The organism is Rufibacter latericius, assembly GCF_003721515.1.
Lineage (GTDB): Bacteria > Bacteroidota > Bacteroidia > Cytophagales > Hymenobacteraceae > Nibribacter > Nibribacter latericius.
Map to the genome: position 1 here is coordinate 921,992 of NZ_RJJD01000008.1, position 15,265 is coordinate 937,256.

General features: G+C 50.6%; 13 protein-coding genes. 8 read left to right on the forward strand and 5 right to left on the reverse strand.

Annotation, left to right across the window (positions count from 1 at the left end; all coding sequences use genetic code 11):
* Nucleotides 1-29: 29 nt before the first annotated feature.
* The 4 genes from nuoD to EFB08_RS15855 all read right to left on the reverse strand — a co-directional run bounded on the left by nuoD (nucleotide 30) and on the right by EFB08_RS15855 (nucleotide 2,869).
* On the reverse strand, nucleotides 30-1,244 hold the full coding sequence (gene nuoD / locus EFB08_RS15840) for an NADH dehydrogenase (quinone) subunit D (protein WP_123127891.1): 1,215 nt from the start codon (nucleotides 1,242-1,244) through the stop codon (nucleotides 30-32).
* Between the two features lie 72 nt (nucleotides 1,245-1,316).
* Complete coding sequence (locus EFB08_RS15845; protein ID WP_123127892.1) at nucleotides 1,317-1,823, reverse strand: NADH-quinone oxidoreductase subunit C; 507 nt, start codon at nucleotides 1,821-1,823, stop codon at nucleotides 1,317-1,319.
* Nucleotides 1,824-1,826: 3 nt separating this feature from the next.
* On the reverse strand, nucleotides 1,827-2,381 hold the full coding sequence (locus EFB08_RS15850) for an NADH-quinone oxidoreductase subunit B (RefSeq protein ID WP_062543819.1): 555 nt from the start codon (nucleotides 2,379-2,381) through the stop codon (nucleotides 1,827-1,829).
* 104 nt (nucleotides 2,382-2,485) lie between these two features.
* Nucleotides 2,486-2,869 (reverse strand): NADH-quinone oxidoreductase subunit A, encoded by a 384-nt coding sequence (locus EFB08_RS15855; protein WP_123127893.1) that lies wholly within the window; start codon nucleotides 2,867-2,869, stop codon nucleotides 2,486-2,488.
* A gap of 455 nt (nucleotides 2,870-3,324) precedes the next feature.
* On the opposite strand from EFB08_RS15855, the gene EFB08_RS15860 reads away from it, so the two are divergent.
* From EFB08_RS15860 to EFB08_RS15875, 4 genes are all read left to right on the forward strand, one after another.
* The gene (locus EFB08_RS15860) at nucleotides 3,325-3,876 is read left to right on the forward strand and encodes a hypothetical protein (protein WP_125077756.1); all 552 of its coding nucleotides are present in this window, start codon (nucleotides 3,325-3,327) and stop codon (nucleotides 3,874-3,876) included.
* A 142-nt stretch (nucleotides 3,877-4,018) separates the two neighbouring features.
* Nucleotides 4,019-4,465, forward strand: coding sequence for a nucleoside deaminase (locus tag EFB08_RS15865; RefSeq protein ID WP_227006356.1), 447 nt, complete (start codon nucleotides 4,019-4,021; stop codon nucleotides 4,463-4,465).
* Between the two features lie 68 nt (nucleotides 4,466-4,533).
* On the forward strand, nucleotides 4,534-5,145 hold the full coding sequence (locus EFB08_RS15870) for a superoxide dismutase (protein ID WP_123127896.1): 612 nt from the start codon (nucleotides 4,534-4,536) through the stop codon (nucleotides 5,143-5,145).
* Nucleotides 5,146-5,405: 260 nt separating this feature from the next.
* Nucleotides 5,406-6,215 (forward strand): hypothetical protein, encoded by an 810-nt coding sequence (locus EFB08_RS15875; protein ID WP_125077757.1) that lies wholly within the window; start codon nucleotides 5,406-5,408, stop codon nucleotides 6,213-6,215.
* 343 nt (nucleotides 6,216-6,558) lie between these two features.
* Here the strand turns inward: EFB08_RS15875 and EFB08_RS15880 are convergent, their stop codons facing one another.
* The gene (locus EFB08_RS15880; protein ID WP_123127898.1) at nucleotides 6,559-6,936 is read right to left on the reverse strand and encodes a Fur family transcriptional regulator; all 378 of its coding nucleotides are present in this window, start codon (nucleotides 6,934-6,936) and stop codon (nucleotides 6,559-6,561) included.
* A gap of 157 nt (nucleotides 6,937-7,093) precedes the next feature.
* Between EFB08_RS15880 and EFB08_RS15885 the strand changes: the two genes are divergently transcribed.
* The 4 genes from EFB08_RS15885 (at nucleotide 7,094) to EFB08_RS15900 (ending at nucleotide 15,130) form a co-directional block, all read left to right on the forward strand.
* Complete coding sequence (locus tag EFB08_RS15885; RefSeq protein ID WP_123127899.1) at nucleotides 7,094-8,002, forward strand: NAD(P)/FAD-dependent oxidoreductase; 909 nt, start codon at nucleotides 7,094-7,096, stop codon at nucleotides 8,000-8,002.
* A gap of 101 nt (nucleotides 8,003-8,103) precedes the next feature.
* On the forward strand, nucleotides 8,104-10,572 hold the full coding sequence (locus EFB08_RS15890; RefSeq protein ID WP_227006357.1) for a DUF2339 domain-containing protein: 2,469 nt from the start codon (nucleotides 8,104-8,106) through the stop codon (nucleotides 10,570-10,572).
* Nucleotides 10,562-11,812 (forward strand): DUF3999 family protein, encoded by a 1,251-nt coding sequence (locus tag EFB08_RS15895; RefSeq protein ID WP_123127900.1) that lies wholly within the window; start codon nucleotides 10,562-10,564, stop codon nucleotides 11,810-11,812. Before EFB08_RS15890 ends, EFB08_RS15895 begins: the two co-directional genes overlap by 11 nt.
* A gap of 129 nt (nucleotides 11,813-11,941) precedes the next feature.
* Nucleotides 11,942-15,130, forward strand: coding sequence for a WD40/YVTN/BNR-like repeat-containing protein (locus tag EFB08_RS15900; RefSeq protein WP_123127901.1), 3,189 nt, complete (start codon nucleotides 11,942-11,944; stop codon nucleotides 15,128-15,130).
* Nucleotides 15,131-15,265 lie beyond the last annotated feature (135 nt).

The following is a 15,265-nucleotide window of genomic DNA, read 5'->3' on the forward strand; positions in this document are numbered from 1 at the left end:
GGAAAAATCGTTTCTAAAATAGGAATCGCTTAGGCGTCCAGCTCACCGGCAATCACGTTCATGGAAGACAGGATCACAATGGCATCTGACAACTGTGTGCCTACTACCATTTCTGGATAGGCCTGGTAATAGATAAAGCAAGGTCTTCTGAAATGCAAACGGTACGGCGTGCGGCCTCCGTCAGACACTAAATAGAAACCTAACTCCCCGTTACCGCCTTCTACCGAGTGATACACTTCACCGGCTGGTGCATCAATCTCACCCATCACAATTTTGAAGTGATAGATAAGCGCTTCCATGTTGCGGTACACGTCTTGCTTTGGAGGTAAATAGAACTCTGGTGCATCGGCGTGGAACGGACCTTCAGGAAGGTTGTCCATGGCTTGTTGGATGATGCGTAAGCTCTGCCAGATTTCCTCATTACGCACCATGAAGCGGTCGTACGTATCGCCCTTGGTACCTACCGGAATCTCGAAATCGAAGTCCTGGTAAGAAGAGTAAGGGTTCATGACACGCACGTCATAATCCACGCCCGCGGCTCTCAGGTTAGGACCGGTAAAGCCGTAGTTCAAGGCGCGCTCTGCGGTGATTGGTCCCACATTCTCCACGCGGTCAATGAAGATCCGGTTACGGTTAAACATGGTTTCAAACTCGCGAAATACCTTAGGGAAATCACGCAGGAAATCTCTGATCTTCTGGATAGCTATAGGTGATAAATCACGCTCCATGCCGCCTACTCTACCCATGTTGGTGGTTAAGCGGGCACCGCAGATTTCCTCGTAGATTTCGTAGATTTTCTCTCTTTCCTGGAAAACGTACAGGAAGCCGGTGAAGGCTCCGGTATCTACACCCAAGATAGAGTTACAAATCAAGTGGTCGGCAATACGAGCTAATTCCATCACAATTACCCGGATGTACTCGGCACGTTTTGGAACGGTCACGCCCAACAGCTTCTCTACCGTCATCCACCAGCCCATGTTGTTGATGGGTGAGGAACAATAGTTCATGCGGTCGGTAAGCGGGGTAATCTGGTAAAAGTTACGGCGCTCCGCGATTTTCTCGAAGGCGCGGTGTATGTACCCAATGGTTGGCACGCCAGACACAATCTTCTCACCATCCATTTGCAGGATGTTCTGGAAGATACCGTGCGTGGCAGGGTGCGTAGGTCCTAAATTCAGAGTGGTGAGCTCCTGCATGTAGGAATCTGGGGTAACTATTTGTGTGTTCTGTTTGGCTAACTCCATGTGGGAACTTAGTAGTAAGCAGAAACGCCGGCGGCCTTGCCTGTAGAGCAAAGCCGTTGGCATTTATAAAGTTTATCTTCCGAAGAAGGTATTGATCTTGTCTTCGCGGGTCTGGTCTTCCAGCGGAAACTCTTTGCGCATAGGGAACGCCTCCATCTCTTCCACATTGAGAATGCGGATAAGATTAGGGTGACCCTCAAAGCGGACGCCGTAGAAGTCAAAGGTTTCGCGTTCCATCCAGTTGGCGGTGGCGTACAGGTTGGTAGCAGTAGGTACCACGGCATCATCTTCTGGAAAGAAGATTTTGATGCGTAGCCTGATGTTATGCACCAGACTGTGCAGGTGATAGATAACACCTAACTCCTGCCCTTTGTTATCTGGGTAATGAATACCGCATAAAGTGGTTAGGAACTGGAATTGCAGGAAGGCATCATCATACAGTGTCTGCAGAACAGAAATGATGTTTTCCCGGGTAGTGGTAACGGTCACAAGCCCGTAAGGCTCATGCACATCAAACAACTGGTCGCCGAATTTTTCTTGCAGCGTTTGCACCAGCAGTTCGTTGGTTAGTTCGGCCATGCCTTATTTAATGTTGTAAGAAGCCAGTAATGCTTGATATTCCGGAGAGTTCCGGCGACGGAGCGACTCGTTCTCGGCTAAGTCCTGAATACGCATCAAGCCATCCAGAATCTGTTCAGGGCGAGGAGGGCAACCAGGCACGTACACGTCTACCGGTACAATGCGGTCAATGCCTTGCAACACGCTGTAAGAGTCAAAGATACCACCGCTGGTAGCGCACGCGCCTACGGCGATTACCCAGCGCGGCTCGGCCATCTGCTCATACACCTGTTTCACCACCGGACCCATTTTCTTGGCGATGGTACCCATCACCATCAGAAGGTCGGCCTGACGAGGCGAGAAGCTTGGGCGCTCAGACCCGAAACGGGAAATATCATAGTGCGAGCCCATGGTAGCCATGTACTCAATACCGCAGCAAGAGGTAGCAAACGGCAACGGCCACAAAGAATGCTTCCGGGCCAAGCCTACTACTTTCTCCAGGGAAGTGGCGAAAAAGCCGGTTCCTTCTACCCCTTCTGGGGCGTCTACCATGGTTAAATTGCTATTGTTATCGCTCATGAGTCGTTTTCGCTTAGTTTTCAGAGAATCAGGCCAAGAACCGGCCTCTTTCTGAACACTTTTTCGCTTGTAAAAGTTTGCCGCCTACGCGACGATTTCTGGTGCTATTCCCACTTAAGAACGCCCTTCTTAATCACGTAGTAGAAACCGGTTAAAAGCAGTCCCATAAACATGAGCATCCAGACAAAGCCGTCCAGGCCCAAGGCTCTGAAGTTCACGGCCCAAGGATACAGGAAGATTACTTCCACGTCAAAAAGTACAAACAGGATGGCAATCAAGAAATACTTAATGGAGATAGGGGTACGGGCATCACCCTTAGATTCAATACCACACTCCCAGGAAGCATTTTTCACCTGACTTTTGCGCTTGGGTCCAATCAGGTGGGTAACCACCATTGAGAACACCACAAAACCCAAAGCCGCCACAAATTGAATCACGATTGGAAGATAATCTCCCGGTAAATATTGTGCAGGGACAGTTGTTTCCATATTACAAAGCTATTTGGTGCAAAAGTAGGCACTTAAACCTAAGATTCAAACTAAAATACATTCTCTCATGGGCTTTGTACGCCCAGCCTACTTTAACGAACAACCGTTCTGTTTATTTTACAAAACAGACATTATGAAATCGATGTATTTTAAAATATTCAGAAAAATCTAGGGATTCTTGTAATAATTTTTAAAGTTTAATGACTCATAGCTGAGAGTAATTGTATTCTCCCCCAAGCAAATGATGAGCGGTCCCCTCCTGCCCCTCGTTTGAGTTATGTTTTTAGTAAATTTTCTTCAAACCGATAAAAGCCCATCTATCTTAGTTGGGCTTTTTCCGTTTGGGCCCAGATTGAAAAAGTTACTTTCTCCCCTACCTTTGCCTGCCCTTCGGAACTTAACGGCCCGGATTTTGCATTGGCCTGTTACGTCATTTCAGGCGTGTTTTTATGAATATGAAGAGAAACTACCTTTTTGCGTTGCTATTGCCCCTCACCTTCCTGCTTGCGTTCGCGCCCAAACTGAAGAAGGTGACGGTGGCCAAGAACGTGACCTTGTCTATTCCGCAGAACTTTGACGTAATGCCCGATGACGGCATCGCCCGCGAGTACCCGGCAGCCCGCAAACCGTTAGGCGTCTTCACCAGCCCCGATGGCCAAGTGGACATCAGCGTGAACCAGCGCCCCAGCACCTTCCCGGCAGATGACATCAACATTCTGCTGCCCTTTTACAAAGCGTCCATCCAGCGCATGTTCACCGAGGTGAAGTTCCTGCGTGAGGAGAAACAAACCATTAACGGCCGCGAATACCTGGTGTATGAGTTTGTCTCCACCGTGCGCGACGAGCGCCGCACCCGCAACATGGCTCCTATTAGAAAGTACACGCTTATTCAGTACACGTTCCAGAAGGACCAGATGCTGATTTTCAGCTTTAACGCACCGGTTGCGTTGCAGCAGGAGTGGCAGGAAACCGCCCGCGCCGTGATGGCCAGCGCCACCGTGAAGTAATTCTGATTTTCCCTCCGGAGAGGAGTAGACCGTTTCTGTTTAGGGCCTGTTTTTCAGAAAACAGGCCCTAAACGCTTTATACACAACCAAAGAGCCGGTAGCCAGTAAAAAGAGGTTACCGTTTCTACTAGAACCTAAACCCGTGCTAAGCATCCATTCAGACGAACATTTCATGCGCGAAGCCTACAAGCAAGCGCAATACGCCTTTGAAGAAGGCGAAATCCCCATTGGCGCCGTGGTGGTGTGCCAGAACAAAATCATTGCGCGCGCCTATAACCAGACCGAGAAACTCAACGACGTCACGGCCCATGCCGAGATGCTGGCCTTCACTGCCGCTGCCAACCACCTGGGCAATAAATACCTGCATGACTGCACGCTTTATGTTACTGTGGAACCCTGCGTCATGTGCGCCGGCGCCAGTTATTGGTCCCAGTTGAAACGCGTGGTATACGCCACCAACGATGAGAAACGCGGCTACCGAAGAACCGGCGTAAACCTGCTGCACCCCAAGACCGAACTGGTGACCGGCATCCTGGCGAACGAGTGCTCGCAATTGATGACCGAGTTTTTTAGAGCCAAAAGAATTTAGTTTATCTTTGGCCCGTTCCGTATTAATAGCAGAACACAAGTATTTCTAACCTAAAACCACATAAAACTATGGCATTTGAACTTCCGCAACTTCCGTATGCGTACGATGCGCTTGAACCGCACATCGACCGTCAGACAATGGAAATCCACCATACCAAGCACCACCAGGCGTATACCACTAACCTGAACAACGCCATCCAGGGTACTGAGAAGGAAAACCAGTCCATTGAGGAGATCCTGCGCGATGCGGCCAAGACTCCAGCGGTGCGTAACAACGGCGGTGGTTTCTACAACCACAACCTGTTCTGGACCATCCTGGCGCCAAATGGCGGCGGAAACCCAACTGGTCCGGTAGCCGAGGCCATTGACAGAGCCTTCGGTTCTTACGATGCCTTCAAAGAAGAATTCACCAAAGCCGCTACTACCCGTTTCGGGTCTGGTTGGGCTTGGCTTTGCGCCGTAGAAGGTGGTTCTGTACAAATCTGCTCTACCGCTAACCAAGACAACCCATTGATGGAAGGTGTTGACTCATGCGGCGGTGTTCCAATCCTGGGCTTAGACGTGTGGGAGCACGCGTACTACCTGAAGTACCAGAACCGCAGACCAGAGTACATCACGGCGTTCTTCAACCTCATCAACTGGGACGAAGTAAACCGCCGCTACGCCCAAGCCAACGGCTAAGCATTTAAGATTATACATCTACAAAAAGGGTCTCACCAAGTACGGTGAGACCCTTTTTTATGCCCTGTAAATTATAGCCCAACCTACAAAACATTGTTGTATTATCCGGTGGCCTTTGTCTATGTTGGTAAAGGGAAAGACATTCTGAATGCGCTTGTAAAACTAATTTCTTAGCTTACGTTTCCATTTTCTACAAAACAATGTCTATAGCAAGAGCAATCTATTGATTTTTTCTTTTGCTCACCTTTTTACTTAATCATATGCAAGCAACTTTTACCAGATTATTACTTAGCCTGCTTATATCAGTTCCTCTTTGTTTTATTTCCTGTGGCGATGAAGACCAAGACCCACTGGAAACCAAGAAAACCCAGGAGAACAGCTGTCAAGTAGTTACAAATGAAACGGTCCTTAATGGGGTGTCTATTGGACTCTCGCAAATCACCTATAACAGCCAAGGATATGTTACAAAAATGGAGATAAGAGAAGGTTTAGCAAACCAATCACCTACTGTCTCTTCGCGAGTTTATGTCTACAATGGCCAGAATCTACTGGTGCGTATAAATTATACAAAAGGTGAAGGACAAGAAGAAAGCTATACCACTTTTGAATACAATGCAGACGGCACTATCAGCAGAGAGACAAATTACAAAGGCACCACGCTTTACTGGGTATCTACCTATACTTATGATGCCAACAAACGCATGATTCAGCAATTGAGGACAATGGATGGGTCTACTAATAAGTTTATCTACGAGTATGCAGGAGACAGCCAGAACATTTCCAAAGAAACATATTACGTTCAAAATGGAACAGCAGTGTCTGGCTATAGGGTTTACTCTAATTATGATGATAAACTTAACCCTGTCTTCATGGTGAAAGGATTGCCTTTAAATGGGGAGAGCAGGAACAACCCTGCCAAAGAAGTGTATACCTCTTCAGACGGACAATCAACCCTCACGGATACTTATTCCTATAAGTACAACACTAGCGGAGCTGTAACTGAGATTATTAGAAAGGCTTCATGGAGTCAAACCGAGTATAAGTCCCTGTTTACTTACACCTGCAACTAAGTTCTTATAAACTAAAGAGAATTGGTATCTTCCTGAATCTTCAAGACTAAAAGGCTCTCTACAAGAAAAGCCCTACAAATGACTTCAAGTCTCATTTGTAGGGCTTTTCTGCATTCCTAGATATGTGTATTCCAGTATATACATAAGCACCGCTATTCCTCTCCTAAGAAAGGCTTTAAAGGTAAATTAAGGTCTATTCAAGCCATCCTTCCCACTTGCACCTAAAGAACTCAACTCAAAAAATGCTTTTTATGGGGTTCAGCCTCCTTGTTTGGCAACCATAACCAAAGGACCCGTTTGCCGCCCTATTTCCAAAAAAGGCCCTTAAAACAGCTTTACCTCATTAGGCACTACAACTAGCACAGTGCCCAGACACCCAAGCATTCACATTTTGGGCCCGATATCCTTGTGGCAAGGACACCTGCACTTTCTCAGATAAACATTCCACTTTCTGGCAACTCAGGCACTTGAAATGGAAATGGTCATGTGTGTGGTGGTTTTCCTGGCACCCATGGCATAGTGCAAAGTAAGACTTCCCATCATCAGAGACAATGCGGTGAGTAAGGCCATCTTCACAGAAGCGATTCAAAACCCGGTAAATAGTAACTCTGTCTGCTTCGCCTTTCAGCTGCTGTTCAATCATATCCTGGCTTAAGGCTGAGTTTGCAGACTTCAGCATGGCCAGTATAGCCTGTTGGGAAGGTGTGTTTCGTCTCTTCATATCTCTAATGCAACAATGTTGCAATAATAAAAAATTCATTTACATTTGCCAAAAACAATTTCCACCAGGCACCTCAAAAGAAGCTCATCCCAAGGACGCAGAGCAGTCATTCCTGAAGTTAAGCTTCCTTTTAAGATGCCGCTTATTATACCATATCATGGAAGACAGAACCGAATTTGATGTGATTATCGTTGGCGGAAGTTACGCCGGGCTTTCCGCGGCCATGGCATTGGGCCGGTCACTTCGGCATGTACTGGTGCTGGACAGTGGCCAGCCTTGCAACTGGCAGACACCGCACTCGCATAACTTTCTTACCCAGGATGGCGAAACGCCCGCCGCTATTGCGCAGAAAGCCCGGGAACAGGTATTGGCATATCCTACCGTTATCATTAAAAATGGCAAAGCAGTAAAAGTAGCCGGGCAGACCAGTGCCTTTGAAGTCACCACAGAGGCGGGCGCTACTTTCAAGGGCAGCAAACTCTTATTCGCGACTGGTGTGAAGGACCAAATGCCTGAATTGAAAGGATTCGTGGAGTGTTGGGGCATCTCGGTGCTGTACTGCCCATATTGCCACGGCTACGAAGTACACCACCAGGAACTTGGTATTCTGGCCAATGGCGACATGGCGTTTGAATTAGCAAAGCTTATCTCTAACTGGTCGCCCAAGTTGACGGTGCTCACGAACGGAAAGCACACGTTCAGCCAGGAGCAGTTAATGGTATTACAGAACCACCAGATTGCCCTGGAGGAACGGGAAATTGCTTCGTTAAGCCATGAACAGGGATACCTGCAAAACGTGGTGTTCACAGATGGCTCCACCCTGCCGCTGAAAGCCATCTTTGCCAGACCCACCTTTACCCAACACTGCCCCTTGCCACAGGAAGCAGGGTGTGAACTTACTCCAGCGGGGCACCTGAAAGTGGATATCCTCCAGAGGACAACGGTGCCCGGCATTTACGCAGCCGGCGATGCTACCATCATGATGCGCTCTGTTTCTATGGCTGTCGCAGTTGGTACCATGGCCGGAGCAGCCATCAACAAAGAGCTGATTGACGAACGCTTTTGAGGTAATTTCTGGGAAATAGCCTTAAATCAAGCGCAGCACTTCCCTGCGCACGTTTTACCAGATAAAATTGTAATATAGAGCCTTGACAATAAAAGGCTTTTATGGAGGTATTACTGCTTATGGTGTTGGTGGGGCTGGCGCTTTGGTTTGGAACCAGTGTATCGAGGCATTTTGTGCAGCACCACCGAGACATGCAGGATATGCGGGAAGAACTGGCTCGGCTGCGGGAACAGCTCAGCCGCTCCACGGTGCGCCCACCAATGGATGCCGCCCAGGAAGCCATACGACGAGATGCTGCCCATGCAGCTGCTTCGCCCTCCGCCGAAGCTTCAGCTCCACCTGTAGCACAACCTGTTCCTACGCCTCCACCGGTCTTCACGCCACCTACACCAATTCCGGTTGAAACACCGGTTGCGCAACCTGAACACATTCCGGCTCCTGAACCAATACCAACCGCTGCTTTTACCTCAACTGAGGAGGCCTCTGTTCCGCAAGAGGCAGAATCCACCAAACCTTCCATTTTCTCGCGCAAGCTGGATTGGGAGAAGTTCATCGGCGAGAACCTCATCAACAAACTCGGAATTGGGATTCTGGTGCTGGGGATTGGGTTCTTCGTGAAGTATGCCATTGACCAGGACTGGATAAACGAGATTGGCCGGGTAGCCATTGGGTTGCTGGCGGGCGGCACATTGCTGGGCATCGCGCACCGGCTTCGGAAAGACTACAAAGCCTTCAGCTCCGTGCTGATAGGAGGCGGGATGGCGGTGCTGTACTTCACCATTGCCATTGCCTTCCATGAATATCAGATTTTTAGTCAGACAGTGGCGTTCATCTTGATGATGGCAATTACGGGCTTTACCATCTTCCTGTCCATTGCTTATGACCGCATGGAACTGGCAGTGCTGGCCTTGGTGGGTGGTTTCGGGAGTCCGTTTATGGTGAGTACCGGCGAAGGCAATTACGTGGTGCTGTTTGTCTTTATCCTGCTATTGAACGTGGGTATTCTGGTGCTGGCCTACTTCAAAAAATGGAACCTGTTGAACCTGATTGCCTACGTTTTCACCATCATTCTATACGGTGGCTGGTTCGGTACCCGGGTGGTAGACGTGCCCAATGCCCCTTACGTGGGTGCCCTGGTCTTTGCCACGCTCTTTTACTTGGTGTTCTTCCTGATGAACCTTATTTACAACGTGAAGGAGCGCCGCAGATTTACCGGCCCCGAGATTATGATGCTGCTGAGCAACACGTTTCTGTATTATGGGGTGGGCATGTACGTCATGTCACAGATAGCCGGAGGCAGTTACCGAGGCTTGTTCACTATTCTGCTGGGCCTTTTCAACTTCGTGTTTGCGTACGGGCTTTACCGCAGCAACCGGGTAGACCGCAATTTGGTGTACCTGCTCATTGGGCTGGTATTGACGTTCCTGAGTTTATCGGCACCTATTCAGCTGGAAGGCAATTACATTACCCTGTTCTGGGCGTTGGAAGCGGTCTTGCTGCTTTGGCTCTCGCAACGGTCAGGGATTCAGTTGATGAAACACGCCTCGGTGCTGGTGCTGGTGTTAATGCTTGGCAGCTTGGCCATGGACTGGCTAGATTACTCAATTGCCCGCGCAGGACTGCCGCTACTGCTGAACAAGCTCTTTATCACCGGTCTGGTCGTAGTCGCCTCTTTGGCGGGAACCTGGTTTCTGCTGGGACGGGAGACCGAAACCACCACTCCACCCATCAGGTTCTTCCAGGTGTACAGAACCCTGGTGGGTCTGGCGCTAGTGCTATTCCTGTATCTGGTGCTTCTGCTAGAGTTGCAACACCAACTTACCCATTCTACCTTGAGCAGCGATGTACAGATACAGTTGCTGGGCTTCTACCATTATCTGTTCCTGTTGGGCTTGCTGGCGTGGAGTACTCGTTTACCCAATCCGGTATACGGCAGAGTAGTCATGGGCCTTTCGGTGGTGGCGCTGCTGGGGTATTTGACCAATCTGCAGCCATCAGTGAGCTACATCCGCAACGGATATCTGTTTAACCAAACCGAGACGCTATCAGCCTTTCTAAGTCATTATCTGCCGCTGCTCACGCTGATTATATTACTGGCCGTAGTGCTCAGAAAGATGCAGCAGCAGTTTGGATTTGGCAGCAGGCTAGGAAAAATCAGCTTGTGGCTAGCCAGTGCCGCGGGTGTCTTTCTGCTCAGCTTTGAATTGGTGCACTTGTGGTTGTTGAAGTCGCACCCCACCTCTGCTGAGCTGTACAACTCCATGGGGCACATCCGGAAAATCGGGTTTCCTATTCTTTGGGGCGTGATTTCGTTTGTGCTCATGATGGTGGGCATGTCCAAGAAAATCAAGACCCTGCGCATCATCTCGCTCACCTTGTTCTTCCTGACCTTGCTCAAGCTCTTCCTGTTTGATGTGCGGGACATGACGGAGGGAGGCAAGATTGCAGCCTTCATCTGCCTTGGTGTGCTGTTGCTGGTGATATCGTTTATGTACCAAAAACTTAAAAACCTTATTTTAGAAGGCGAAACCAAGCCTTTGGAGGCTAGCCCTGTTCCAAATGAAGAGTAAACTGCTGTTCTTTTTAGCCGGATTTCTATGGCCCACGCTATCTGCCTCAGCGCAGGATTTTGGCTGGCAGGCTCAACTTGCTCCGGTGACTCAGCCAGGCTACCACCGCATCCTGCTTCCGCCTCAGGTGATGGGGCACCTGCAACCCAACTTGGAAGACCTCAGGGTATTTGATTCTAAGGGACAAGCCGTGCCGTACCTGGTCCGCACCGAGGTGCCTCTTCAATACCGCACCTTGTTCAAGCCGTACCAGATTCTAAGCTATACAAGAAAACCAGGCGGCACGTCAGAGCTTTTGGTGCACAATCCGCAGAAACGGGCTATAAACAACATCAGCTTGCGCATTGGTAATGCCGAGGTCCGCAAACAGGTTTCATTGAGCGGCAGCGATGACCAACAGGATTGGTACGTGCTCAAGGAACAGGATGTGTTGTACGCCATCCGTAACACCAAAAGCACCAATGAGGTCAAACTGCTGGACTTTCCGTTGAGCAATTACCGGTACTTCCGGCTCCAGTTGAACGATTCCATTAGTGCCCCACTCAACATTTTGCAGGCCGGCTATTACGACACGTACTCCGAGGCCGGCAAGTACACCCGCATTCCGGTGCAATCAATGAATCGCGTGGACAGTGCCGAGAACCACATCACCTATCTGCGGCTCCGTTTCGGGCAACCGGTGTACCCCGAGCAGGTGGCTTTGTACATTTCGGCCCCGGCGTTGTACCATCGGCCCGGAAGAGTAGTGTTGGGCGAACAGAAAGTGTATGAACGCCGCAGAAGAAAACTCCGGCGGGCTCGCATGCAGGAAATCTCCGTTCCGCTACTGCTCCACTCCAACGCCCCTGCTGTGCTGGATTTGCCTCGCCAGAAAGTGGAAGGATTGGTCATTGAAATTGAGAACGCCGATAATCCACCTCTGACCATTGACTCGGTGCGGGTGTTGCAGCTCAACCGCTACCTGATTGCCGAGCTCAACCCGGGACAATCCTATACATTGCAGTTCGGGAATGAGAAACTAACCGCCCCGGAGTATGACTTGCAGTTCTTCCAGGACAGCATTCCGCTAAGCACCCCGGTCGTTCAGGTGCAGAACATCACTTCCCTTTGTCCCCCTAAATCCGGGAAACAGCCCAAAAGCTCCAAAATTCTGATTTGGGCCGCCATTGCCGCGTTAGCCTTAGGATTAGGCTACATGACGGTGCGATTGCTGCGCGATATGGAGAAGAAAAAGGGATAACCTTTTGCTGCTTTTTGCGCCCATTTTCTCAAAAACACCTCTTAAACAGGCAAGGCTTTCTTTCTGATTGGCTATTTTTCAGTAGCTTACTAGCTGCATTCCAAACACCACCCAAACAAACTGACGTACATGCAAAACTCTTTACCTCCCAAGTTCTTCCGGCAGTGCCTTCCCCTGCTGCTGGGTGGATTAACCCTTTTAGCTCCCCTCACTTCTGAGGCTCAGAAAAAGCCGAAGTCCAGCACTTCCAGAGACAAGAAAGCAGCCCAGGACCCGTATCCTGAAAAATTATACAATGGCATGACGTGGCGGTCCATCGGCCCGTACCGGGGCGGACGTTCGGCTACCGTGACCGGCGTACCGGGCAAACCGAACCTCTATTACTTTGGGGCTACAGGTGGCGGCGTGTGGCGCACCAAAGACGGTGGGGCCAGCTGGGAGAATATCTCTGACAAGTACTTCGGAGGTTCCATTGGCGCGGTGGCGGTGAGCGAAGCTGACCCCAACGTGATTTACGTGGGCGAAGGCGAGAAAACCGTGCGCGGAAACGTGTCCTCAGGTTTCGGGATGTGGAAATCTGAAGATGCCGGTTTGACCTGGAAACACATCGGGCTGAAAGATTCCAAGCACATTTCGCGCGTGCGCATCCACCCCAAAAACCCTGATTTGGTTTATGCAGCGGCCATGGGGAACATCTATGCACCCAATGACATGCGTGGCGTGTACCGTTCCAAAGACGGCGGCAAGAACTGGGAACGCGTCTTGTTCGTGAACAAAGAAGTGGGAGTAGTAGACCTCACCATTGACCCGGTGAATCCCAGAAACCTGTATGCTACCTCCTGGCGAGTACAACGCACTCCGTACAGCCTTTCCTCGGGCGGACCCGGCTCCGGCATCTGGAAAAGCACCGACGGCGGTGACACCTGGAAGGAAATTTCCCGCGCCACCGGTTTACCGAAAGGCACGTTGGGCATCATCGGCGTGACCGTTTCGCCGGTAAACAACCAGCGCGTATGGGCTTTGGTGGAAGCCGAAGACGGCGGATTGTTCCGCTCGGAGAACGGCGGCGAAAGCTGGACCAAAGTAAACGAAGACCGCAGCCTGCGCCAACGCGCTTGGTACTACACCCGCCTTACCGCTGATCCGCAGAACATAGATGGCGTGTACGTGCTCAACGTAGGCCACCATTACTCTACTGACGGCGGTAAAACCTTCAAATCTATTTCCACCCCGCACTCTGACCACCACGACCTTTGGATTGCCCCCGAAGACCCCAAGCGCATGATCATCGCCGATGACGGCGGAGCGCAGGTGAGCTTTGACGGCGGCGAAAACTGGAGCACGCCAGACAATCAGCCTACTGGCCAGTTTTACCGCGTAGTCACCGATAACGCTTTCCCGTACCGCATCTACGGAGCGCAGCAGGACAACAGCGCCGTCCGGATTGCCAGCCGGACCAGTGGCCGCAGCATCGGTCAGCACGACTGGGAAGAAACTGCGGGTTCTGAAAGCGCGCACATTGCGGTGAACCCCAAAGACCCCGAGATTGTGTACGGCGGAAACTACGGCGGCTTCATCGGTCGTCTGGACCACAAGACCGGCTTTGAGCGCACCATCAACGTGTGGCCAGATAACCCAATGGGGCACGGTGCCGAGGGCATGAAGTACCGTTTTCAGTGGAACTTCCCTATCTTCTTCTCGCCCCACAACGCCAACCGGCTGTACACCACGTCTAACCACGTGCACGTGACCACCAATGAAGGCCAAAGCTGGGAAGTCATCAGCCCGGATCTGACGCGCAACGACAAGTCCAAACTAGGACCATCCGGTGGACCGATTACTAAAGACAACACCAGCGTGGAGTACTACGGCACCATCTTCGCGGCCATGGAATCTCCGGCTGAGGAAGGTGTGATCTGGACCGGTTCTGATGATGGTCTGGTACACGTGACCCGTGACGCTGGCAAGACTTGGACCAATGTAACGCCTAAGGCGCTGCCTGAGTGGAGCATGATCAACAGCGTGGACCCGCACCCTACCCAAAAAGGTGTGATGTACATGGCGGCTACGCTCTACAAAACCGGTGACTTCCAGCCGCTGCTTTTCAAAACCACGGATTACGGTAAAACCTGGACGAAAATCACCACAGGCATTCCGGCCACGCACTTTACCCGCGTAGTACGCGCAGATCCTAAACGACCCGGTTTGCTGTACGCGGGTACGGAATACGGTATGTACATCTCGTTTAATGAAGGGACTTCCTGGAAGCCATTCCGCCTGAATCTGCCGCTGGTGCCCATCACGGATTTGACCATCAAAAACGACAACCTCATTGCCGCCACGCAAGGGCGGGGCTTCTGGATCATTGATGATTTAACGTTGCTGCACCAACTCACTCCGCAGTTAGCCGACGGTAAGTTTCACCTGTTCAAACCGATGCCTACCTACAAAACCTTGGGCGCCAATTTCGCGAACACCAAGTTTGAAGGCCAGAACCATCCGGGTGGGGTGATGATGCATTTCTATTTGCCTACTGCCCCAGATACCACTTCTAAAATAACGCTGGAGCTTCTGGAGAAAGACGGCAAGCTGATCAAGAAATATACGTACGGCGCCAAAGAAGCCGCTGACAAACTGGAGGCGAAAACCGGCCTGAACCGCTTTGTGTGGAACATGACCTACCCCGAGGCATCCCGCTTTGAAGGTATGATTCTGTGGGGCGGTGGCACGCAAGGGCCAAAAGCCATTCCCGGCACGTACAAAGCCCGTTTAACGGTGAACGGACAGCCGCAGGAAACAGAGTTTGTGATCTTACAAGACCCACGCAGCCAAACGCCGCTGGCAGATCTTCAGGCCCAGCAAGCATTCCTGCTCTCCGTGCGCGACAAACTCACCGAAACGCATGACGCCATCAGCAAAATACGCGAAGCCCGCACCCAGATGAATGCCGTTACTGCCCGTTTCCAAGGCCGTGCCGACATGAAAGACGTGCTGGATGCCGCAAAGGCCATGAACAAGAAAATGACCGAAGTGGAGGAAACGTTGTACCAGACCAAAAACCGCAGCGGTCAGGACCCGTTGAACTTCCCCATCAGGCTGAACAACAAACTGGCGAACCTGGCTTCTCAGGCCTCGGTAGGTGACTTCCGGCCCACTGACCAGATGTATGCGTTCCAGAAAGAAGTAATGGCCCAGATTGACGAGCAGTTGAAAAAGCTGAACCAGGTTTTCGCAACTGATTTACCAGCGCTGAACCAGCTCATCCGGAGCAAGAACGTGGATGCCATTATGCTGAAAGAAAAGAAAGAGACGAAATAACGGTATCTTTTCCATTCATTTAAAGCCCTGCTATTACTGGTATAGCAGGGCTTTTATCTTTATTTGGTGTTTCTCGCCTGTTTTTAGGAAAATCAAGGTTAAATCGAATTCAACTCTCTCAAGGGAGCAAAACTC

Bases quoted from the DNA above. Each gene is read 5' to 3' on its own strand.
- EFB08_RS15845 (WP_123127892.1), bottom strand. From the start codon at position 1,823: ATGGCCGAACTAACCAACGAACTGCTGGTGCAAACGCTGCAAGAAAAA.
- EFB08_RS15850 (WP_062543819.1), bottom strand. From the start codon at position 2,381: ATGAGCGATAACAATAGCAATTTAACCATGGTAGACGCCCCAGAAGGG.
- EFB08_RS15855 (WP_123127893.1), bottom strand. From the start codon at position 2,869: ATGGAAACAACTGTCCCTGCACAATATTTACCGGGAGATTATCTTCCA.
- EFB08_RS15900 (WP_123127901.1), top strand. From the start codon at position 11,942: ATGCAAAACTCTTTACCTCCCAAGTTCTTCCGGCAGTGCCTTCCCCTG.
- EFB08_RS15895 (WP_123127900.1), top strand. From the start codon at position 10,562: ATGAAGAGTAAACTGCTGTTCTTTTTAGCCGGATTTCTATGGCCCACG.
- EFB08_RS15870 (WP_123127896.1), top strand. From the start codon at position 4,534: ATGGCATTTGAACTTCCGCAACTTCCGTATGCGTACGATGCGCTTGAA.
- nuoD (WP_123127891.1), bottom strand. From the start codon at position 1,244: ATGGAGTTAGCCAAACAGAACACACAAATAGTTACCCCAGATTCCTAC.
- EFB08_RS15875 (WP_125077757.1), top strand. From the start codon at position 5,406: ATGCAAGCAACTTTTACCAGATTATTACTTAGCCTGCTTATATCAGTT.
- EFB08_RS15890 (WP_227006357.1), top strand. From the start codon at position 8,104: ATGGAGGTATTACTGCTTATGGTGTTGGTGGGGCTGGCGCTTTGGTTT.
- EFB08_RS15880 (WP_123127898.1), bottom strand. From the start codon at position 6,936: ATGAAGAGACGAAACACACCTTCCCAACAGGCTATACTGGCCATGCTG.
- EFB08_RS15885 (WP_123127899.1), top strand. From the start codon at position 7,094: ATGGAAGACAGAACCGAATTTGATGTGATTATCGTTGGCGGAAGTTAC.
- EFB08_RS15860 (WP_125077756.1), top strand. From the start codon at position 3,325: ATGAAGAGAAACTACCTTTTTGCGTTGCTATTGCCCCTCACCTTCCTG.